Raw genomic sequence first — 20,216 nt, 5'->3', positions numbered from 1 at the left:
AGTAAAACCTTAAATCAAATTTTATGTTTACAATAGAACAAATAAAAGAGGCGCATGCCAAAGTAAAAAGCGGTGCCGATTTTCCAAATTATATACAGGATTTAATTATTTTGGGCGTAAAAGGTTATGATACTTTTGTAAACGACGGCCATGTGGAATATTATGGTGTAAATAATTATTCTGTGATTTCAGAAGAAAAATACCCTGAAATAAAAGTTGAAGATACAGCCAACAAAGAACGTTTTATAGAATTTCTGGTAGCCCATCAGGATGGCCAGACCGATTATATTACATTTTGCAATCACTCCGGACAGTGCGGAATCGCGAAATGGCGTGTTGATATTATCGAGATGACCTGCACTTATTTTGACAAATCAGGTGCCGAAATTTTAATTGAAAAAATTCCGGGTTAATTTTTAGAACGAAATCATATGTCGCAAAATTGGTTCCCCATAATCAGTCCCGAAACATTACTTCTGCTAAAAAAATCATCTGGAATTATTTTGGTTGATGCGAGAGCCGGACTCAATGCTGAAGAAAATTATAAAAACGAACATCTAAAAGGTGCCCGTTACGTCGATTTAAACAAAGATTTAGCTACTGCCGACTGCAATCCTGCAAATGGTGGCAGACATCCTTTACCTTCATTGGATAAATTTGCAGAAGTACTTTCAAAACTTGGTATTACACCGCAAAGTCACGTTATTATTTATGATGATAAAAATGGTTCAAACGCTGCTTCCAGATTTTGGTGGATGCTAAAAGCTGTTGGCCATGAAAAAGTACAGGTTTTAAACGGAGGTTTACTGGCTGCAATGCAAGCAGGTTTTCCTGTAAGTTCAGAAACAGAAAGTTTTGAGAAAGCTGAAAAATATCCGGTTACAAACTGGGAGCTCTCTTTAAGCAACATCAAAGAGGTAGATAAAGCCCGCAACAATCCTGAAAATATCGTTATTGATGTAAGAGACAAAAAACGTTTTGAAGGCCTTACAGAACCATTGGATTTGATTGCAGGTCATATTCCGGGTGCGGTTAATGTTCCATTTAGCGAAAACTTAGATGAAAATGGTTTTTATCTTTCTGCTGAAAAACTGGCAAAAAAATACACTGAAATTTTAGGAACCATAAAACCGGAGAATGTAATCGTTTATTGCGGTTCAGGAGTTACGGCCTGCCATACTTTATTAGCAATGGATTATGCCGGAATTCCAATTCCACAGCTTTACGTGGGTTCCTGGAGCGAATGGTCCCGAAATAATTTACCAATCAACACTAAAAAATAATATCCTTTCAAGAAATACATAATGCATCAAAAACAACATTGGGACATTCTTTTAACCAATCAGGTAAATAAAAAAAAGTTCATAGACTCCCTCCTATCCGGCGAAGCTAAAGAAGAATTAGCCGTTTTTAACAACCAAAAAGGAATTTTATTTTCAGATATTTCAATTGAAAAATTCATCGAAAGAGAATATCAATACGAATCTGTTGAAGCATCTCCTGAATCACACAGGCAATTGCGGACATTTTCTTCCGGAGAACGCAAAAAAGAGTTCTTAAAATACTGTATCAGCCAAAATCCCGATTTTATCATTTTCGATAACCCTTTCGATCACTTAGATCAGACTTCGCGTCTGGCTTTGGCTCTTTCTTTAGAAAAACTTACTGATACAATATCTATTATTCAGCTTGTAAATCGTACGGTTGATCTAATGGATTTTGTGGTGAATAAAGTCCAGATCAAAGACAATTCGTTTACTTTATACCCTATTTCAAAAACCGAAAACCATTTTAAAACCTTAAATACAGCTGCAATTCCAAAGGCTCATGAAACGGGTACTTTTCACGAAAGTGAATTAATAAAAATGGATCATGTCTCAGTAAGTTATGAAGACCGAAAAATTCTGGACAACATTTCATGGACCATCAAACAAGGCGAATTCTGGCAGTTAATTGGCCCGAACGGTTCCGGAAAAAGCACTATTTTATCCTTAATTACAGGTGATAACCCGAAAGGATATGGTCAGAATTTATTTTTATTTGGAAGAAAAAAAGGAAGCGGCGAAAGCGTTTGGGAAATCAAAAAGCAAATCGGTATTTATACCACCGCCATGATGGATCTGTTTCAGAAAAGTCACACCCTGGAAGAAATGATCCTATCCGGTTTTTTCGATTCTATCGGATTGTATATTGAACCGACAACTTTACAAAAACAAATCGTTGCACAATGGCTGGAAGTAATTGAAATGAGTCATTTAAAAAAGAAACGTTTTATAGATCTTTCAATCGGACAGCAAAGAGTAGCACTAATTGTCCGTGCTGTTTTAAAACATCCGCCTTTATTAATTCTGGACGAACCTGTGGAAGGTCTGGACGACGAAAACGTAGATTTGGTGATTCAGTTAATCAATACTATCAAACAGCAAACCAATGTAGCTATTTTGTACGTTTCACACAGAATCGAATCAGGTCTTGCTCCTACTTCAGTTTTTGAACTTATTCCTTCAGAAACGGGATCGGTTGGAAGAATTAAGTAGCATTTTAAAATATTGAATATCAAACTTTTATATAATTAAAAAGCTTTACTTTTTTACAACCTGTTAGCTACTTTTGGAAGTTCGAAAAAACAAAAACAACCTTTTTTAAATCGCTTTAAAAAAGGTTGTTTTATTCTTAAATAGTTATGATGGTACTTCTTTAGCTGTCGCTTTTTTTATCTTTTATTTTTATTTTCAATTCCTTTGTAATCTGTTTTACAAATTTCTCTTTGTCTTTCCTTGCTTCCTGAATTGTTGCTTTTAGATCAGCTGGCATTTCATAATATTTATCCGACCAAATATAGACTTCCATAATTATGGGCAATAAGTCAATTCCTTTTGGGGTCAGTTTGTACAAAAATTTTGCTTTACTGTCCGGGTGAGCCGACTTTTCAATAATACCATTTTCTTCAAGCCCTTTCAGTCTTGATGCTAAAATATTGGTAGCTATACCTTCATCTGACTTTAAAAAATCATTATAAGTACATTTATTTCCAAACATCAAATCTCTGATAATGAGCAAAGACCACTTGTCTCCAAACACGTCAAGAGAGCAGCTCAGTGGGCAGTCTGATCTTTTTTTATTCAATTCCATAAATTATTTTTAAATTTTAACTTGCATTTTAAAAGTTGTTTATATATTTGCACTTGCATTTAGCAAGCAAATTTACGGATTAAATTAAAACAAATAATAATGAAAAAAAATATTTTAGTAACGGGTGCAAGTTCTGGATTTGGTTTACTTATCGCAAACGAGTTACACAAAAACGGTTATAATGTAATTGGTACAAGTCGGAATCCTGAAAAGTATATAGGTAAGATTCCTTTTCAAATGATAGCATTAGACCTTGATTCAGAACAATCGATAAATAGTTTTTCGGAAAGAATTTTTAAGAAAATAGGGCAATTGGATATTCTTATCAATAATGCCGGATTTTTAGTGTCAGGTATTGCAGAAGAAACGCCTGTTGAGTTGGGCAGGCAGCAATTGGAAACTAACTTTTGGGGAACCATTAAAGTCACTAATGCCATATTACCCCATTTTAGAAAACAAAAATTTGGCAAAATAATTACTGTTGGTTCCATTATAGGACTTGTATCATTTCCTAATGCAGCTTACTATGCGGCTTCAAAACACGCTTTAGAAGGTTATTTCAAATCATTAAGATACGAATTGAACGAGTTTAATATTAGTGTTGCCATGATTGAACCGGCTGCTTTTAAAACAAGCATTTTAGATAATTCCACAACAACATTAAATAAAATTGAAGATTACAATACGTTAAGAAATAAGATTGAAAAATTCACAGAAAACTTGGTAGATCAGGCCGAAGATCCTGCGATGGTTGCAGAAAAAGTGCTTAAAGTAGTTCAAACAGATAAGCCAAAATTTAGAAATATTGTAGGCAAAGGGACTTCTGCCTTAATAAACCTGCAACATTTTGCTTATGGAGTTTTAGAAAAAAATGTTCTCAAACAATTAAACAAAGCCTAAAAAGAAAAAAAATGAAAGCATTCATAGTAAAAAAATACGGCAAAAAAGAAAAATTACATTTGACAGATTGGGCAGAACCAATTGTAAATGAAAATGATGTATTGGTACAAGTTCATTCTGCAGGTGTTAATTTATTAGATTCACTTATTAGAAATGGTGATTTTAAACTGTTTTTACCCTACAAGCCATCTTTCATCGATGGTCACGATGTGGCAGGTGTTGTAACCAAAATAGGTTCCAGAGTCAGTAAGTTTAAGGTTGGCGACGAAATATATTCTCGTCCGTCAGATTATAGGGTTGGTACTTTTGCTGAATACATTTCTATTAATGAAAATGATGTTGCCTTAAAACCCAAAAACCTTTCAATGGAGGAAGCAGGTTCTATACCTTTGGTTGGTTTAACTGCCTGGCAGGCTCTTGTTGAAATAGGAAAAATACAAAAAGGGCAAAAAGTTTTCATTCAGGCTGGTTCGGGTGGTGTTGGCGCATTTGCTATTCAGTTAGCAAAGCATTTAGGGGCTTTTGTTGCCACAACTACAAGCGCAAAAAATATTGAATTAGTAAAATCTCTTGGTGCCGATCTTATTATTGATTACAAAACGGAAGATTTTGAAACAAAACTGAAAGATTATGATCTTGTTTTGCACAGTAACAGAGATTCAAAAATTTTAGAAAAATCATTACGAATTTTAAAGTCTGGAGGGCAGCTTGTTTCATTAGTAGGCCCACCAACGCCTGAATTTGCCACAACAATTAGTTTGCCCTGGTATTTAAAATTAGTAACGAAACTGATTAGTCTGGGAGTAAAGAAAAAAGCAAAAAAATTAAACACCAATTTTGTATTTCTGTTTATGAGAGCAGAAGGCAGACAGTTAAGCGAAATAACAAAACTGATTGAAGCCGGGATTATAAAACCTGTTATTGATAAAGTCTTTTCATTCGAACAGACTAACGAAGCATTGTCTTATGTTGAAACAGGGAGATCCAGAGGAAAAGTCGTAATTAAGATTAAGTAATTTTTGTATGTACAGCCCGGTAAATTTCAGTTACTCTATTATAACTATTGTGAAAACTAATTCTCTAAGACCTTAAAACATTTTTGCTTATTGATCCCAAATAAAAATGCCCCATAAATATTAAATTATTGTGGGGCATTTATTTCTAATTTTTATCTTCTAACAAAGGCACAAATCTAAATTCTCCAAATTCATGTTTTTCAAATTGTGTTTCGTTCTTTCGAATTAATAAAGTCATAATCTGAACGTCTTCGCCAAGCGGAATCACCAGTCTTCCTCCTATTTTCAACTGCGCCATCAACGGCTGTGGAATAAACGGAGCACCTGCCGTAACAATAATGCTGTCAAACGGAGCATAATTCGGAAGGCCTTTATAACCATCTCCAAACGAAAGATGTTTAGGTCTGATATTTAATTTAGGAAATAAATTGGAGGTGCTTTTAAACAGCTCTTTCTGTCTTTCAACACTGTACACTTTTGCACCCAGCATAAACAAAACAGCAGTCTGATAGCCCGAGCCAGTACCAATTTCGAGAATTTTATGATCTTTTTTTACTTCCAGCAGCTGCGATTGAAAAGCAACCGTGTAGGGCTGCGAAATAGTCTGCCCTGCTCCTATAGGAAAAGCCTTATCCTGATAAGCATAATCTTCAAAACTCGAATTTAAAAAAAGGTGTCTCGGGATTTTTTTTATCGCATCTAAAACCGCTCTGTCAGTAATACCTTTTTGTTCTAAAGTGCTTACTAATTGATTGCGAAGTCCTTGATGTTTGGCAGTATCTTTCAAAATGGGTAGGTTTTATTTTTGCAAAAATAAGAAACTAAAAAGGAAATCAAATATTGATTTTTAATTATTAAATTAATAAAGTTGATGGTCGAAAGTTGGAAGCCGTTACTCATAATTTACAATTCACAATTCACAATTAGCTAAATTCATTTTCACTTTCGACAAATAAATTCTATTTTTGTTTAAAATACATTCTCATGTTAAAAGTAGGAGTTTTAGGTGCGGGTCACTTAGGTAAAATACATTTACGCTTATTACAACAATCTGACAAATACGAATTAGTTGGATTTTACGATGAAAATCAGGAAAATGCCGAAAGAATTTCAAAAGAATTTGGCTATAAAAACTTCAACACAATTGCAAAATTAATCCACGCCGTGGATGTAATCGATATTGTAACTCCAACCCTTTCGCACTACAAATGCGCCAAAGTAGCCATCAAATCAGGAAAACACATCTTCATAGAAAAACCAATTGCCAACACTGTTGATGAGGCCGAAGAAATTATCGCTTTGGCAAAAGAATACAATGTAAAAGGACAGGTTGGTCACGTAGAGCGATTTAACCCTGCGTTTATCGCTACCAAAAACATGATCGAAAATCCGATGTTCATTGAAACGCATCGTTTGGCCGAATTTAATCCTCGTGGTACGGATGTGCCTGTAGTTTTGGATTTAATGATACATGATATTGATGCGATTTTGAGTGTAGTTAATTCAAAAGTTAAAAATATCAATGCCAGTGGTGTTTCGGTAATCAGTGAAACTCCGGACATTGCCAATGCACGAATTGAATTCGAAAATGGCTGTGTCGCCAATTTAACTGCAAGCCGAATTTCGATGAAAAACATGCGTAAAACACGTTTTTTTCAAAAAGATGCCTATATTTCAGTTGATTTTCTGGAGAAAAAATGTGAAGTTGTCCGTATGAAAGATGCTCCGGAAGTTCCGGGAGATTTTGATATGATTCTTCAAAATGCCGAAGGGGTAAAAAAACAAATTTATTTTACAAATCCGGACGTAGAACAAAACAACGCCATTTTAGACGAATTAAATTCGTTTGCCGATGCTATCAATACTGATACAACTCCGGTTGTAACATTAGAACAAGCTACAGATGCATTAAGAGTCGCTTATCAGATTATTGATTGTTTCGATAAATAATAAAAAATAAAACTTATTATCTTTAAGGTTTAAAGCAGGCTTCAAAGCCGCTTTAAACCTTAACTTTTAAAATTCAAATACCAGATTAGATGAAAACTATAGCTGTAATTGGTGCAGGAACAATGGGTAACGGAATTGCACATACTTTTGCGCAAAGCGGTTTTATTGTAAAACTGATTGATGTTTCTGAGAAATCATTAGACAAAGGAATGGCGACTATAGCTGCAAACCTCGAACGTATGCTGTCTAAAGGAACAATCACTCAGGAAGATGTTGCGAGAACCATTACGAACATTATTACGTATACTGATATCAAGGACGGTGTTGTAGGAGTTGATCTGGTAGTCGAAGCAGCGACAGAAAATGTAGAATTAAAACTCAATATCTTTAAACAATTAAACGAATATTGTTCACATAATACGATTTTAGCAACCAATACTTCATCGATTTCAATTACGCAAATTGGTGCTGTTGTTGCACATCCGGAGCGTGTTATCGGAATGCATTTTATGAATCCGGTACCGGTTATGAAATTGGTCGAAATTATTCGCGGATACAATACCAGCGATGAAGTCACCAAAATAATCATGAATTTATCTGAAAAACTGGGTAAAGTTCCAGTCGAAGTAAACGATTATCCGGGATTTGTTGCCAACAGAATTTTAATGCCTATGCTAAATGAAGCTATCGAAACGTTATATAACAAAGTAGCCGGCGTTTATGAGATTGATACGGTAATGAAATTAGGAATGGGACATCCAATGGGACCACTTCAATTAGCCGATTTCATTGGTCTTGACGTTTGTCTTGCCATTTTAAATGTAATGTACGACGGCTTCAAAAACCCAAAATATGCTCCTTGCCCGTTATTAGTGAATATGGTTAGAGCCGGGAAACTGGGAGTAAAATCCGGAGAAGGTTTTTATGATTACAGCGAAAGTAAAAAGGCTGAGAAGATTTCCAAGCAGTTTATGTAAGTAATGAAAAATCTATTTTTATTTATCGTTCATTTTACAACAATGGTTTGTTTTTCTCAAAACGTAAAATAGATTCAATTAAAAAATTTACAACAAATGAAATTGATAGCATTTGTAAAAAAAATGGTAGAGATATCATTTCAGAAGGGAGAATAAGCACATCAATTGAAAGTAAAATCAAAAGGAATCAAACAAAGATTCTAAATGGAAGCGGAGGATTCTCATATAAACTTTATGTAAATCATTTTAATGAAGAAAACTATGATAAATTATCAAAGATTGAAAAAAGGAAATATGATTTTGATAAATATAGCGATTTAATAAAAGGAGATTATCACCAGGCTATTCATTATGAAAATTCATATTCAGAAAATATTTACGGTGAGTTTTACTATTTTAAAACCTCGCTTTTTTATGTAAAAATTAAAGTAATCAGAACTGAAAATAATAAAGAAGATATTTCAGAAACTTAACCTTAGCCTTTCTGAATTAAATGATGCAAAAGTTTTAAAAAACATATTTTTAATGGACATTAAAAGTTTTGTAAATGAAAAAAATAATGAACTAATTAAGATTTATAATCGAAAATGAATTCAATAAAGCAAAATCTGCTAGAAATAAAGTCAACCCTTCCTGAGCACGTGACTCTGGTTGCGGTTTCAAAAACAAAACCTGTTTCAGATTTGATGCAGGCTTACGAATCCGGCCAGCGTATTTTTGGAGAAAATAAAATTCAGGAAATGGCCGATAAATACGAGCAAATGCCAAAAGACATTCAATGGCATATGATTGGTCATGTTCAGTCGAATAAAGTCAAATTTATGGCGCCATTTGTAAGTCTGATTCATGGTGTTGACAGCTTAAAATTATTGCAGGAAATCAACAAACAAGCTTTAAAAAACAATCGAATAATTGATTGCCTGCTTCAAATATATATTGCCGAAGAAGAAACAAAATTTGGTCTTGACAAAAAAGAACTGACCGCCTTATTGTCTTCTTCTGAATTTAAAGAGATGAAAAACATTCGTATCTTAGGATTGATGGGAATGGCAACTTTTACAGAAAATCAAAACCAAATCAAAAAAGAATTCCTTCATTTAAAATCGATTTTTGATTCGCTTCAAAACAAAGATGCACAATGCCGGGACACACAGCAATGTATTTCAACAGCAACACATTTTTCAACGATTTCAATGGGAATGTCAGGCGATTACCAACTTGCTATAGAATGTGGAAGCACAATGGTTAGAATTGGCAGTAGCATTTTTGGAGGAAGATAGAAGAGTTTTTGGTTGATGGTTTTTGGTTTTTGGTTGATTTACCTATAACTTAAAAAACTGTAAACTAACAATCATGAACAACAAACAACAAACTATAAACAATAAACTGACAACCAAAAACTTAATTTGTACGCAATACTAGACATAGAAACCACCGGAGGCCAATTCAATGAAGAGGGAATTACCGAAATCGCCATCTATAAATTTGATGGCCATGAAGTCGTTGATCAATTCATCAGCCTTGTTAATCCCGAAATTCCGATTCAGCCTTTTGTGGCTAAATTAACCGGAATCAATAATGCTATGCTGAGTTCTGCTCCTAAATTTTTTGAAGTCGCGAAACGAATCATCGAAATTACTTCTGATTGTATTATTGTAGCACACAACGCCTCTTTTGACTATAGAATCCTGCGTACCGAATTCAGACGTTTAGGTTATAATTTCGAATCAAAAACACTTTGTACCGTTGAACTTGCTAAAAAATTAATTCCGGAACAGCCTTCTTACAGTTTAGGAAAATTAGTCCGTTCTCTCGGAATTCCAATAGCCGACAGACATCGTGCAAGCGGAGATGCTATTGCCACGACCAAATTATTCAAAATATTACTGGAAAAAGATCTGGAAAAAACTATCCTCAAAGATTTTGTAAAATTTGAAATTGAAAAAGGAATTTCACCAAAACTTCAGGATTTGGTAAACCAGATGCCTTCAAAAACAGGCGTTTATTACATTCATAACGAAGGTGGACATTTAATTTATATCGGTAAGAGTCTCAATATCCGAAAAAGAGTCAATCAGCATTTTACAGGAATTACCACAAAGAGCAAAAGAATACAGGCCGAAGTTTTTACTATCACCTATGAGGAAACAGGAAGCGAATTAATTGCTTTACTGAAAGAAAGTGAAGAAGTAAAAATAAACCGCCCAAGACACAACCGCTCACAAAAAAAGAGTTTTTTTCCATTCGCCATTTATGTGGAAAAAGATTCAAACGGCTATCTGAATATAAACCTCGGAAAAGCCGACGGACGCAAAAAAGAAATCACATCATTTGCTTCTTTGCAGGAAGGTAAAAATGCACTTTTCAAGTTCACCGCGAAATATCATTTGTGCCAAAAACTGACCGGTTTATATCAGACCAAGAAAGAATGTTTTCAATACAAAATCAAAGAATGTGATGGTGCCTGTATTGGCGAAATCACTCCTGAAATTTACAATTTAAGGGTTCAGCAGTTTATTTCTGAAAATAGTTTTGAAAACAAAAGCATGATTTTACTGGACAGAGGCCGAAATGTAAACGAAAGAAGTGCTGTTTTAATCGAAAACGGAATCTATAAAGGCTACGCTTATTACGATTTGAATTATCAGATTACCAATATCGAAATCCTGAACAAAATTCTGATTCCTATGCAGCACAATCGCGACGTAAAAAACATTATTCAGCAATACATCCGAAAAAGCAAATCGTTGAAAATACTTCATTTTTAGTAAAACAAAACTTTCATTATCTTTAAGGATATGAAAAACAAAAAATCACAATACGAAATCTTCAGGGAAAAAGTCAAAATCATTCTGTATGGTACTAATACCATTTTAGGAAGAATGTTCGATTTAGTTCTTTTAGGTTTGATTTTATTGAGCGTTCTGCTAATAATGCTCGACACAGTTCAGGGCATCAGTTCCAAATATCATTACCAATTATGGATCTGCGAATGGATAATCACCATCTTTTTCACAATTGAATATGCTCTAAGAATCATTTCCATTCAAAAACCCATCAAATACATTTTCAGTTTCTACGGAATCATCGATTTACTCGCTGTTTTACCTATGTATTTATCGATATTTTTCCCCGGTGCAAGCATTTTATCAATCGTAAGAGCTTTACGCTTCCTTCGATTATTCAAAATTCTCCAGCTCCCTCAAATTTCACATCAGTCATTTCAGTTGAAAGAAGCGATTGACGCCAGCAAGGAAAAGATTCTGGTTTTTATCTATTTTGTCCTTATCAGCACAGTAATAATTGGTACCATAATGTATCTTGTCGAAGGAAAAGATTCCGGGTTTACGAGTATTCCAATGGGGATCTACTGGACAATTGTAACACTGACAACCGTTGGTTACGGAGATATTTCTCCTCAAACTCCATTAGGACAGTTTATAGCGGCGCTGGTCATGATTTTAGGTTACGGAATCATAGCAGTTCCAACCGGAATCGTAACAGCCGAATTTGCTAAAAAAAGTCTCAGAAACAATACCGTCTCTACAAAAACCTCTTGTCAGATCTGCGGTTCACAGCTTCATTTTGACAATGCTAAATTCTGTCACGAGTGCGGAACCGAATTACATCATTAATTTATGAAGCTATTCCGGCTGTACATTGCAACTCCTCCTTATCTTTGTTGTTTTTTAAGTCATAAAAGCAGCTTCTAAAGTCGCTTCTTTTAGGCCACAAAAACTAACAAATATAAGTCCGGGGTTTCCATTTCCATCCGGGCTAAAAAACATATGAAATACCTAATTACCATTGTCGGACCAACAGCCATAGGCAAAACAGCCTTAAGCATAGCATTGGCAAAACATTTTAATTGCGAAATAATATCCTGTGACAGCCGTCAGTTTTTTAAAGAAATGAGCATCGGTACAGCCGTTCCAAATCAGGATGAATTACAATCAGCAACACATCATTTCATTCAGAATAAATCTATTTTCGAAAACTATACTGTTGGCGATTACGAAAAAGAAGCTTTAGCAAAAATCGAAGAATTGTTTCAAAATAATGATTTCGCGATTCTGATTGGCGGCTCCGGATTGTATGTTGATGCCATATTGAAAGGTTTTGACGAATTCCCTGAAATCAACCCCGAAGTACGCTCAGAAGTCAATTCAAACTACGAAAAACTCGGAATTGAATATTTACAGCAGCAATTGCAACATCTCGACCCGGATTACTTTCAAAAAATTACTTTAGAAAATCCGCAGACCCTTCAAAATCCGCAGCGAATGATGCGCTTTACAGAAGTCTGCATCGGAACAGGAAAACCCTATTCATCGTTTTTGAATCAAAAGAAAAACAACAGAAACTTCACTCCCATCTTAATTGGTTTAGAAGCCGCTAGAGAAGTAATTTATAGTCGAATCAACCAACGTGTCGACATTATGATAAACGAAGGTTTACTTGAAGAAGCCAGAGCATTATATCCTAATAAAGCGTTAAATGCGCTTCAAACCGTCGGTTATAGAGAATTATTCAGTTATTTTGACGGAGAATTTACTTTGCCTTTCGCTATAGAGGAAATCAAAAAAAATACCCGAAGATTTTCCAAAAGACAATTAACGTGGTTCAAACGAAATGAAAACACCAGATGGTTTGATTACGCTGCAGAGAGAAAAAAAATTATAGATTATATTGACGAAATTGTAAAATAAAATCTTTTTTCATTACTCTTTATTCTATTTTCGAAAAATCTAAAATCTAAGAAGTCCAACAATCTAAGAGTCTAAATTAATGCCAATATCACCAAACTTCACATCCATTCTAAGCAAAGACTGGGAAATCAATTTCACACAATGTACACCCAGCGGGTTTCTAAAATATACAGATCTCTGCAATATTTTACAACTCACTGCAGCAGCACATTCTGAAATTGGAGGCATCAGTTTTTATGACATGCAGGAATTTCACCAGGCATGGGTTTTAAGCCGAATGCGCGTTGAGATTACAGATTTGCCTAAATCAGGAGATACTGTAACCGTAACCACCTGGATCAACAGCCTTGAAAATTCACGATCTGTACGTGCACTGGAAATGTATGTAAATGGAAAAAAGATTGTAGGCTGCGAAACGTATTGGGCGGTTTTTAACACACAACTACGTCGTCCGGAAGCTTTGGCATTACCCTATGAACATTTTGAGTTATTTCCCGATAAAAGAGCCACAATAGAAGGCTTTTCAAAAATCAATATCAATTATGAAAAAGAAGCTGTATTCGAAAAAACAGTTTACTTATCAGATCTGGATATTGTAAACCACGTTAATAACGTAAAATATCTGGAATGGTGTCTGGATCATGTTGAACCAAAACGAATTCTGAAACAACAAGTACAAAGTTTCGAAATGAATTTCATGAAAGAACTTTCGTTAAAAGACACCGTAATAATTCATGAAAGTGATACCGAAGATAATTCCGCTACTACTTTTAGCATCACCAAAGGAGAAAAAACCTGTTATGCCTTACAGCTAAACTGGAAAAAATAAGCCTTTTTAACATCCACAAAAAAACAAAAAGCTGGTTTCAATTAAGAAACCAGCTTTTTTTATATTATTAAATGTAATTTACATCTCACATTTTACAAAAATCATTTTACCCATTTAGATAAAAACACTCAGAACAAAGTAAACCAATCCTGCCAATAAAGCTGAAATAGGAATCGTTAATACCCATGCCCAGATCAGACTTACGGTTACTCCCCATCTAACAGCAGATACACGTTTCGTTAATCCAACCCCGATGATTGATCCTGTAATGGTATGCGTTGTACTTACCGGAATTTTTAAATGTTCTGTAAAGTAAAGCGTCAAAGCACCTGCGGTTTCAGCAGCAACACCTTCAAACGAACTTACTTTTGTAATTTTAGATCCCATCGTTTTTACAATTTTCCAGCCACCGCTCAAAGTTCCTGCAGCAATTGCAGAATAACACGCCAGCGGAATCCAGCCTGGCATTACTCCTTTTATTCCCTTGTCATCATTAGGCAAAACAACATCTAACCATGAATCCATGTGAACTCCCGGATTTGTGTTAATATAAACTGCAACAGCAGCTGCAATAATACCCATAACTTTTTGAGAATCGTTTCCTCCGTGACCTAAACTGAATGCCGCTGAAGAAAGTAATTGCATTTTTTTCAAAGCTGCATCAGCCTGATGCAAATTTAAACTGCTAAATATTAAACAAAAAGCACTTACCGTTAAGATAATAAAAGCAACTAAAAACCATTTAATATTATGCGGATCAAAAGCTACGCTCCAAAAATGTGAATCGAAACGAGGTTTTTCAATTTCTGAATAAGGAACCATCAGATTACTGACAAGCCAAACTGTTGCAATCATTAAAGCTATAGTAAATATTTTAGGACCAATATTTTTACGGGAAGCATTTAACAACCAAATTGATATTAAATAAGAGGCTAACGCTCCTAATAAAGGTGCTAATACAATAAAAGCAATAATAATGATAACACCCGAAGGCATTCCGCCATCCTTTCCTGCCTTATACCAGCTTACGATTTCGTACCAGTAATGTGTTGTTCCGTCTTCTCCGGGATAACCTGAAAAACCGTGAACTGCAATTGCATGCGCTATAGCTGCTCCTGCAAAACCTCCAATCAAAGTATGAGAAGAACTGGAAGGAATTCCTAACCACCAGGTCAATAAGTTCCAACAGATTGCCGCAATAACTCCTGCTAAAATAACTACCAGGTTAATTTCCATTGTGTGCGCTGTTTTGGCAACAGTATCTGCAACTCCAAATCCGAAAACCCAGTACGCCAGAAAGTTAAAAAATGCTGCCCAAAGAACGGCCTGAAAAGGCGTCAAAACCTTTGTTGCAACAACAGTCGCTATAGCATTTGCCGCATCATGAAAACCGTTGATGTAATCAAAAATTAAAGCTAATACTATAATAATTATAAGTAGCGTCATAAATTATAACTTCAGAATGAAAAATTGAATTAAGAATGTTTTACAGAAATAGATTCCAGTATGTTGGCAACACTCTTACATTTGTCTGTTGCTGATTCTAAAACAGATAACACTTCTTTATATTTAATGATATTTTTAGCGTCTGTTTCGTTTTCAAAAATTTCAAAAACTGCTTTGTTATATACATTATCAGACTTGTTTTCCAGTTTATTGATTCTGGCACAAGCATCTTTAATGACTTTAAAATTCTTTAAATTTCTCAACTCTTTTACCGCACTGTCAATATTCTGACAAGCTTCAAGGTTAATTTCTGTCATTTTTCTGATCGATTTTGTAATCTTATCAACCTGATACAATTTCATTCGGCTTGATGCACCGTGCAGGTAATCCGCAACGTTATCAATTGAAGTAATTAAGGTATGAATATCTTCTCTGTCAAACGGAGTGATGAAGTTTCTGCTCAGTTCCAAGTTTGTTTGACGTGTAATGTCTTCTCCTTTTTGCTCTAATTCATCAATTTTTTGAAAAAGAACTTCTCTTTCTTTCAATGGAAGATTTACAGCTTCGTGTAAGTTAGAAGCTAATTCAATTAAATTGCTTGAAGCTTCTTCAAAAAGTGGAAAGAATTTTTTGTCTTTCGGCACTAAAAATTGGAAAATACTGTTTATTGACATTTTTATATTTTTGATAGTGCAAAATTACTTCAATATTGTTTTACAATGTTAAGCCATTGTTAACAAATCGTTTTCAATTTGAAAACTACTCAGGAACAAAATGGTCTTCTCAATATCATAATGTAAGATTCGGTCTTCCTTAACCAGAGGCACAATTTCTCTGTAACTGTTTAAGAACATTTCTATAAAATCGCTTGATTTTAATGGTTCTCTGTATGCTATAGCCTGCGAAGCATTTAATAATTCAATTGCCAGGATACGCTCTAAGTTGTCCATAACTTTTAACGCCTTTGTTGCTCCGTTTGCTCCCATACTTACATGATCTTCCTGCCCGTTGCTCGAAACAATACTATCAACACTTGAAGGTGTTGCCAGCTGTTTGTTCTGACTGGCAATACTTGCCGCTGTATATTGCGGAATCATAAATCCTGAATTCAGTCCCGGGTTATCCACCAGAAATGCCGGAAGATTGCGTAAACCCGAAATTAACTGATACGTTCTTCTTTCAGAAATGCTTCCCAATTCTGCTAAAGCAATTGCCATAAAATCCAATGCCAATGCCAAAGGCTGTCCGTGAAAATTTCCACCTGAAATAATCTGATCTGACTCAATAAAGATATTAGGATTATCGGTAACTGAATTAATTTCGGTCTTGAATACTTTTCGAACATAATCAATCGCATCTTTTGACGCTCCGTGAACCTGAGGCATACAACGGAAAGAATACGGATCCTGAACATGCTTTTTTTGCTGTACAATAATTTCGCTTCCTTCTAAAAATTCATTAATTCGCTGTGCCGTTACAATCTGCCCTTTATGAGGACGTATAAAATGTATCAGTTCATTAAAAGGTTCTATCCTTCCATCAAAAGCTTCCAGAGAAATCGTTCCAATCAAATCTGCTAAATACGAATATTTATAGGCTTTAATCAAAATATGAACTCCGTAAGCCCCCATAAACTGTGTTCCATTCAATAAAGCCAACCCTTCTTTTGACTGCAAAACAATCGGTTCCCAGTTGAAATGTTTTAAAACTTCGGCAGAAACTTTTCTTTCGCCTTTAAAATAGACTTCTCCTTCTCCTATCAAAGGTAAAGATAAATGAGCCAAAGGCGCTAAATCCCCTGATGCACCAAGTGACCCCTGCGTATATATTACAGGAAGAATGTCATTATTATAAAAATCGACCAGACGGTTTACGGTCTGTAACTGAATTCCCGAATGCCCGTAGCTCAGGGACTGAATTTTAAGAAGCAGCATCAATTTTACAATTTCAGCCGGCACTTCTTCTCCGGTTCCGCAAGCATGTGATTTTACAAGGTTTTCCTGAAGTTTTGACAAGTTTTCATTCGAAATTTTTACACTGTAAAGTGATCCAAATCCTGTATTGATGCCGTAAATAGGTTCAGAATGTGAAGCCATTTTTTTATCCAGGTAATCACGGCATTTCTGCACATTTACTTTAGCTTCTTCAGATAATTCTAATGCCTTATCGTGACTTAAAATTTCCTGCAATGTCTCTAAAGTTATGGTTTCAGTACTAATATAATGGATTTCCCTCATGATGGTTTCAAATTAAAACGTCAAAATTCAACAAATCAACATTAAAAAGCAACAATTTATCACAATAATTAAAATTTCTAATCAAGTGATTTTTAAAATTATTTATTTCACAATCCTAACTTAGAAATACAAATACCGCTTTTAGTACAAATCCAGTTAAAAACAAATTCTTTGATCAGATGAATTTTAATCTTAAATATATCAAAAACCCAACTTAAAGCTTGTAATTTTAACAAATACTCAATATTGATTTTTTATCATTTGTTTTATTAAAATATTCGCAAAAAAACAATTTAGCTTTTTAACTTTTATAAAAAACTGTACTTTTGAAAAATCAAAAATGAAAAGTAGCAGCACAAAATATCAATCTACAATGACAACTCAATCAGAAGTTGCAATTGCTGTTACCACAATTTCTACTACAACAACTACAACCCCTTAGGGGTATACATTTTTACATATAATCCTGTTTATCTATACTTTTTTCCTGAAAGAAGAAAGACTTTGGATACATAAAAATATTTGCATAAAAGAAAAAAACATCAAAATGAAAGTATTAAAATTTGGCGGAACTTCGGTTGCCAATGCACAAAATATAAAACTCGTTCTCGAAATTGTTAAACAAAAAGCCGAAAAGGACAAACTCGTTGTTGTTGTTTCGGCATTAAGCAAAGTAACCGATTTGCTACATCTGGCAGCAGCAAAAGCAGCTGAAAATGATGAAACCTTCAGGGATATCGTTGCTGAAATCGAGAAAAAACACTTAGATACTTTAAAAGAACTGATTCCGGTAAGCGAACAAAGCAGTTTGCTGAGCCACGTAAAAAGAATCATCAATCATTTAGAAACTTTACTGGATGGCTGTTTCCTTTTGGGCGAATTATCCCCAAGAACTGCAGACACTATTTTGAGTTTTGGCGAATTACTTTCTTCATATATTATTGCTCAGGCCTATCAGCAAATTAGCAAAGATGCAGTTTATAAAGACAGCCGTGAATTAATCAAAACGAATAATGACTTTAGCAAAGCGGTTGTAAATTTTGAAGTTTCAAATGTTTTGATTCAGGAATATTTTGCAGAGAATCAATCCCGAATTACTATTTTGCCTGGCTTTATTGCTCAGACTCTTGATGGCATCACATCAACTTTAGGACGTGGAGGTTCTGATTATACTGCTGCTATCATTGCCGGAGCAATCAATGCTGAACAGCTTGAAATCTGGACCGATGTAAACGGAATGTTTACAGCAAACCCAAAAATTGTAAAACAGGCACAGCCAATTGCAAATATTTCGTATCAGGAAGCGATGGAATTGTCTCATTTTGGTGCCAAAGTATTATATCCGCCAACGATTCAGCCGGTTTTAAGAAAAAACATTCCAATTTTAATCAAAAATACATTTGAACCGGAAGCAGAAGGTACTCTGATTTCTAATCAGATTTCAGAACAAACTACTCCTGTAAAAGGAATCAGCCATATTGACCATATTTCGCTACTGACGCTTGAAGGCCCGGGAATGATTGGGGTTTCAGGTTCATCAAAACGTTTGTTTGAAGTATTGTCACACGAAAAAATCAACGTTATATTTATTACTCAGGCCTCTTCTGAGCATTCAATTTGTATCGGAATCCTGAATTCGGATGCTGAAAATGCCGAAGAAGCGATCAACAAAGCTTTTGACGTTGAGATTTTACAAAACAAAATCGACCCTTGCATTGTCGAAAAAGACCTTTGCATTATTGCTTTGGTAGGTGAAAACATGAAAAATCATCAGGGTCTGAGCGGAAGAATGTTCAGTACTTTAGGAAAAAATAACGTAAACATCCGTGCGATTGCTCAGGGAGCTTCTGAAAGAAATATTTCAGCAGTAATCAACGAAAGAGATGTTAAGAAAGCACTGAACACCTTACACGAAAACTTCTTTGAAGAAAACACCAAACAGCTGAATTTATTCGTAATGGGTGTTGGAAATGTGGGTGAGAAATTCATCGAGCAGATTCACTCTCAAAAGAAATTCTTAAAAGAGGTTCTAAAAATCAATGTTCGTGTAATTGCTTTGTCGAACTCCAGAAAAATGATTTTTGATGAGGACGGAATTTCTCTAAAAGACTGGCAGTCGACTTTGGATAAAGGAGAAGCTGCTATTCCGACAGAATTCATCGCACGTGCCAAAGAACTGAATTTAAGAAACAGCATTTTCGTAGATATTACAGCAAATGCAAGCGTTTCTGAAATGTATGAGAAATTCTTAAAAGAAAGCATTGCCGTTGTAACCTGTAACAAAATTGCCTGTTCATCTGCTTACGACAATTATAAAAAACTGAAAAGTTTATCTCGCCAGTATAACGCTCCGTTTTTATTTGAAACGAATGTTGGTGCGGGATTACCGATTATCGATACTGTAAAAAACTTGATCGCTTCAGGTGATAAAGTGCATAAAATCCAAGCGGTTTTATCTGGAAGTTTAAACTTTATTTTCAACAATTTTGATGAGAATAATTCTTTCCATGATGTGGTGAAAGAAGCCGGAGTTCAGGGATTCACAGAACCGGATCCTAAAATCGACTTAAGCGGAATCGACGTAGCGCGTAAAATCCTGATTTTAATTCGTGAAAGCGGTTACGAAATGGATATTGACGCTATTGCAAATGAATCGTTTTTACCAGCTGAATGCTTAGCAACAACAAACAACGAAGATTTCTTTGCATCGTTAATCAAACACGCTTCTCATTTTGAAAACATTTACAAAGAAGCTTTAGCAAAAGATTCAAGACTAAAATACGTAGCGCAATTCGAAAACGGAAAAGCAAGTGTTGGTCTTCAGTTCATTCCAAAAGATCATCCTTTCTATAATTTGGAAGGAAAAGACAATATCGTGCTTTTCTACACCGATCGTTACGTAGACCAGCCTTTATTGATCAAAGGAGCAGGTGCCGGTGCTGCCGTAACCGCTTCAGGAATTTTTGCGGATGTAATTAGAATTGGAAACATATAATTAGTTGATCGTTTTTAGTTGATGG

At 34.9% G+C, this 20,216-nt stretch carries 19 protein-coding genes; 14 read left to right on the top strand and 5 right to left on the bottom strand.

Translation table 11 applies throughout. The annotated features are described in order from the left end of the window. Nucleotides 1-23 precede the first annotated feature (23 nt). From JE46_RS11465 to JE46_RS11455, 3 genes are read left to right on the top strand one after another with little or no spacing between them, the layout of a single operon-like run. Nucleotides 24-413, top strand: a complete 390-nt coding sequence (locus JE46_RS11465) for a DUF1398 domain-containing protein (protein WP_031455423.1) — start codon at nt 24-26, stop codon at nt 411-413. Between the two features lie 18 nt (nt 414-431). Next, nucleotides 432-1,283, top strand: a complete 852-nt coding sequence (locus JE46_RS11460; RefSeq protein ID WP_031455422.1) for a sulfurtransferase — start codon at nt 432-434, stop codon at nt 1,281-1,283. Nucleotides 1,284-1,304: 21 nt separating this feature from the next. Continuing rightward, a complete protein-coding gene (locus JE46_RS11455) occupies nt 1,305-2,537 on the top strand; it encodes an ATP-binding cassette domain-containing protein (protein WP_031455421.1) in 1,233 nt (410 codons plus the stop codon). 160 nt (nt 2,538-2,697) lie between these two features. Here JE46_RS11455 and JE46_RS11450 read toward each other — a convergent pair whose 3' ends face one another. Next, a complete protein-coding gene (locus JE46_RS11450) occupies nt 2,698-3,132 on the bottom strand; it encodes a winged helix-turn-helix transcriptional regulator (RefSeq protein WP_031455420.1) in 435 nt (144 codons plus the stop codon). A 99-nt stretch (nt 3,133-3,231) separates the two neighbouring features. Here JE46_RS11450 and JE46_RS11445 point away from each other — a divergent pair, with 99 nt between their 5' ends. Together JE46_RS11445 and JE46_RS11440 are read left to right on the top strand one after the other, a co-directional pair. After that, nucleotides 3,232-4,032: an SDR family oxidoreductase gene (locus JE46_RS11445; protein WP_031455419.1), complete on the top strand. Its 801-nt coding sequence runs from the start codon at nt 3,232-3,234 to the stop codon at nt 4,030-4,032. 11 nt (nt 4,033-4,043) lie between these two features. After that, nucleotides 4,044-5,048 carry an NADP-dependent oxidoreductase gene (locus JE46_RS11440; protein ID WP_031455418.1) on the top strand — a complete coding sequence of 335 codons (1,005 nt, stop codon included), beginning with the start codon at nt 4,044-4,046 and terminating at the stop codon, nt 5,046-5,048. A gap of 145 nt (nt 5,049-5,193) precedes the next feature. Here JE46_RS11440 and JE46_RS11435 read toward each other — a convergent pair whose 3' ends face one another. Further along, nucleotides 5,194-5,835, bottom strand: coding sequence for a protein-L-isoaspartate(D-aspartate) O-methyltransferase (locus JE46_RS11435; RefSeq protein ID WP_031455417.1), 642 nt, complete (start codon nt 5,833-5,835; stop codon nt 5,194-5,196). 197 nt (nt 5,836-6,032) lie between these two features. Here JE46_RS11435 and JE46_RS11430 point away from each other — a divergent pair, with 197 nt between their 5' ends. The 8 genes from JE46_RS11430 to JE46_RS11395 all read left to right on the top strand — a co-directional run bounded on the left by JE46_RS11430 (nt 6,033) and on the right by JE46_RS11395 (nt 13,513). Further along, a complete protein-coding gene (locus JE46_RS11430) occupies nt 6,033-6,998 on the top strand; it encodes a Gfo/Idh/MocA family protein (RefSeq protein WP_031455416.1) in 966 nt (321 codons plus the stop codon). An 89-nt stretch (nt 6,999-7,087) separates the two neighbouring features. Further along, nucleotides 7,088-7,975: a 3-hydroxyacyl-CoA dehydrogenase family protein gene (locus JE46_RS11425; RefSeq protein WP_031455415.1), complete on the top strand. Its 888-nt coding sequence runs from the start codon at nt 7,088-7,090 to the stop codon at nt 7,973-7,975. A gap of 47 nt (nt 7,976-8,022) precedes the next feature. Further along, on the top strand, nt 8,023-8,448 hold the full coding sequence (locus JE46_RS11420) for a hypothetical protein (RefSeq protein WP_031455414.1): 426 nt from the start codon (nt 8,023-8,025) through the stop codon (nt 8,446-8,448). Between the two features lie 114 nt (nt 8,449-8,562). Next, a complete protein-coding gene (locus tag JE46_RS11415; RefSeq protein WP_031455413.1) occupies nt 8,563-9,255 on the top strand; it encodes a YggS family pyridoxal phosphate-dependent enzyme in 693 nt (230 codons plus the stop codon). Nucleotides 9,256-9,381: 126 nt separating this feature from the next. Continuing rightward, the gene (locus JE46_RS11410; RefSeq protein WP_031455412.1) at nt 9,382-10,743 is read left to right on the top strand and encodes an exonuclease domain-containing protein; all 1,362 of its coding nucleotides are present in this window, start codon (nt 9,382-9,384) and stop codon (nt 10,741-10,743) included. A gap of 30 nt (nt 10,744-10,773) precedes the next feature. Then, nucleotides 10,774-11,610, top strand: a complete 837-nt coding sequence (locus JE46_RS11405) for an ion transporter (protein WP_031455411.1) — start codon at nt 10,774-10,776, stop codon at nt 11,608-11,610. A gap of 153 nt (nt 11,611-11,763) precedes the next feature. Beyond that, entirely contained in the window at nt 11,764-12,684 is a 921-nt protein-coding gene (gene miaA, locus JE46_RS11400; protein ID WP_031455410.1) for a tRNA (adenosine(37)-N6)-dimethylallyltransferase MiaA, read from the top strand. 79 nt (nt 12,685-12,763) lie between these two features. Continuing rightward, the gene (locus JE46_RS11395) at nt 12,764-13,513 is read left to right on the top strand and encodes an acyl-[acyl-carrier-protein] thioesterase (protein WP_031455409.1); all 750 of its coding nucleotides are present in this window, start codon (nt 12,764-12,766) and stop codon (nt 13,511-13,513) included. A 114-nt stretch (nt 13,514-13,627) separates the two neighbouring features. Here the strand turns inward: JE46_RS11395 and JE46_RS11390 are convergent, their stop codons facing one another. From JE46_RS11390 to hutH, 3 genes are read right to left on the bottom strand one after another with little or no spacing between them, the layout of a single operon-like run. Then, nucleotides 13,628-14,959 (bottom strand): inorganic phosphate transporter, encoded by a 1,332-nt coding sequence (locus tag JE46_RS11390; RefSeq protein WP_031455408.1) that lies wholly within the window; start codon nt 14,957-14,959, stop codon nt 13,628-13,630. A gap of 29 nt (nt 14,960-14,988) precedes the next feature. Next, entirely contained in the window at nt 14,989-15,633 is a 645-nt protein-coding gene (locus JE46_RS11385) for a DUF47 domain-containing protein (RefSeq protein WP_031455407.1), read from the bottom strand. Between the two features lie 48 nt (nt 15,634-15,681). After that, entirely contained in the window at nt 15,682-17,196 is a 1,515-nt protein-coding gene (gene hutH / locus JE46_RS11380; RefSeq protein WP_031455406.1) for a histidine ammonia-lyase, read from the bottom strand. A gap of 547 nt (nt 17,197-17,743) precedes the next feature. Between hutH and thrA the strand changes: the two genes are divergently transcribed. After that, nucleotides 17,744-20,191, top strand: a complete 2,448-nt coding sequence (thrA, locus tag JE46_RS11375; RefSeq protein ID WP_031455405.1) for a bifunctional aspartate kinase/homoserine dehydrogenase I — start codon at nt 17,744-17,746, stop codon at nt 20,189-20,191. The last annotated feature ends 25 nt before the right edge of the window (nt 20,192-20,216 follow it).

Origin of the sequence: Flavobacterium chungangense LMG 26729 (assembly GCF_000735715.2) — a bacterium.
Taxonomy (GTDB): domain Bacteria; phylum Bacteroidota; class Bacteroidia; order Flavobacteriales; family Flavobacteriaceae; genus Flavobacterium; species Flavobacterium chungangense.
The sequence above is the reverse complement of the archived record's forward strand: the minus strand, read 5'-3'. Positions and strand labels throughout refer to the sequence as shown.

Excerpts from the sequence above, each read along its gene's own strand:
- JE46_RS11445 (WP_031455419.1), top strand. The coding sequence starts at position 3,232 with ATGAAAAAAAATATTTTAGTAACGGGTGCAAGTTCTGGATTTGGTTTA.
- JE46_RS11440 (WP_031455418.1), top strand. The coding sequence starts at position 4,044 with ATGAAAGCATTCATAGTAAAAAAATACGGCAAAAAAGAAAAATTACAT.
- JE46_RS11450 (WP_031455420.1), bottom strand. The coding sequence starts at position 3,132 with ATGGAATTGAATAAAAAAAGATCAGACTGCCCACTGAGCTGCTCTCTT.
- JE46_RS11465 (WP_031455423.1), top strand. The coding sequence starts at position 24 with ATGTTTACAATAGAACAAATAAAAGAGGCGCATGCCAAAGTAAAAAGC.
- JE46_RS11405 (WP_031455411.1), top strand. The coding sequence starts at position 10,774 with ATGAAAAACAAAAAATCACAATACGAAATCTTCAGGGAAAAAGTCAAA.
- JE46_RS11425 (WP_031455415.1), top strand. The coding sequence starts at position 7,088 with ATGAAAACTATAGCTGTAATTGGTGCAGGAACAATGGGTAACGGAATT.
- JE46_RS11395 (WP_031455409.1), top strand. The coding sequence starts at position 12,764 with ATGCCAATATCACCAAACTTCACATCCATTCTAAGCAAAGACTGGGAA.
- JE46_RS11460 (WP_031455422.1), top strand. The coding sequence starts at position 432 with ATGTCGCAAAATTGGTTCCCCATAATCAGTCCCGAAACATTACTTCTG.
- JE46_RS11415 (WP_031455413.1), top strand. The coding sequence starts at position 8,563 with ATGAATTCAATAAAGCAAAATCTGCTAGAAATAAAGTCAACCCTTCCT.
- JE46_RS11390 (WP_031455408.1), bottom strand. The coding sequence starts at position 14,959 with ATGACGCTACTTATAATTATTATAGTATTAGCTTTAATTTTTGATTAC.
- miaA (WP_031455410.1), top strand. The coding sequence starts at position 11,764 with ATGAAATACCTAATTACCATTGTCGGACCAACAGCCATAGGCAAAACA.
- JE46_RS11455 (WP_031455421.1), top strand. The coding sequence starts at position 1,305 with ATGCATCAAAAACAACATTGGGACATTCTTTTAACCAATCAGGTAAAT.
- JE46_RS11385 (WP_031455407.1), bottom strand. The coding sequence starts at position 15,633 with ATGTCAATAAACAGTATTTTCCAATTTTTAGTGCCGAAAGACAAAAAA.
- hutH (WP_031455406.1), bottom strand. The coding sequence starts at position 17,196 with ATGAGGGAAATCCATTATATTAGTACTGAAACCATAACTTTAGAGACA.
- thrA (WP_031455405.1), top strand. The coding sequence starts at position 17,744 with ATGAAAGTATTAAAATTTGGCGGAACTTCGGTTGCCAATGCACAAAAT.
- JE46_RS11430 (WP_031455416.1), top strand. The coding sequence starts at position 6,033 with ATGTTAAAAGTAGGAGTTTTAGGTGCGGGTCACTTAGGTAAAATACAT.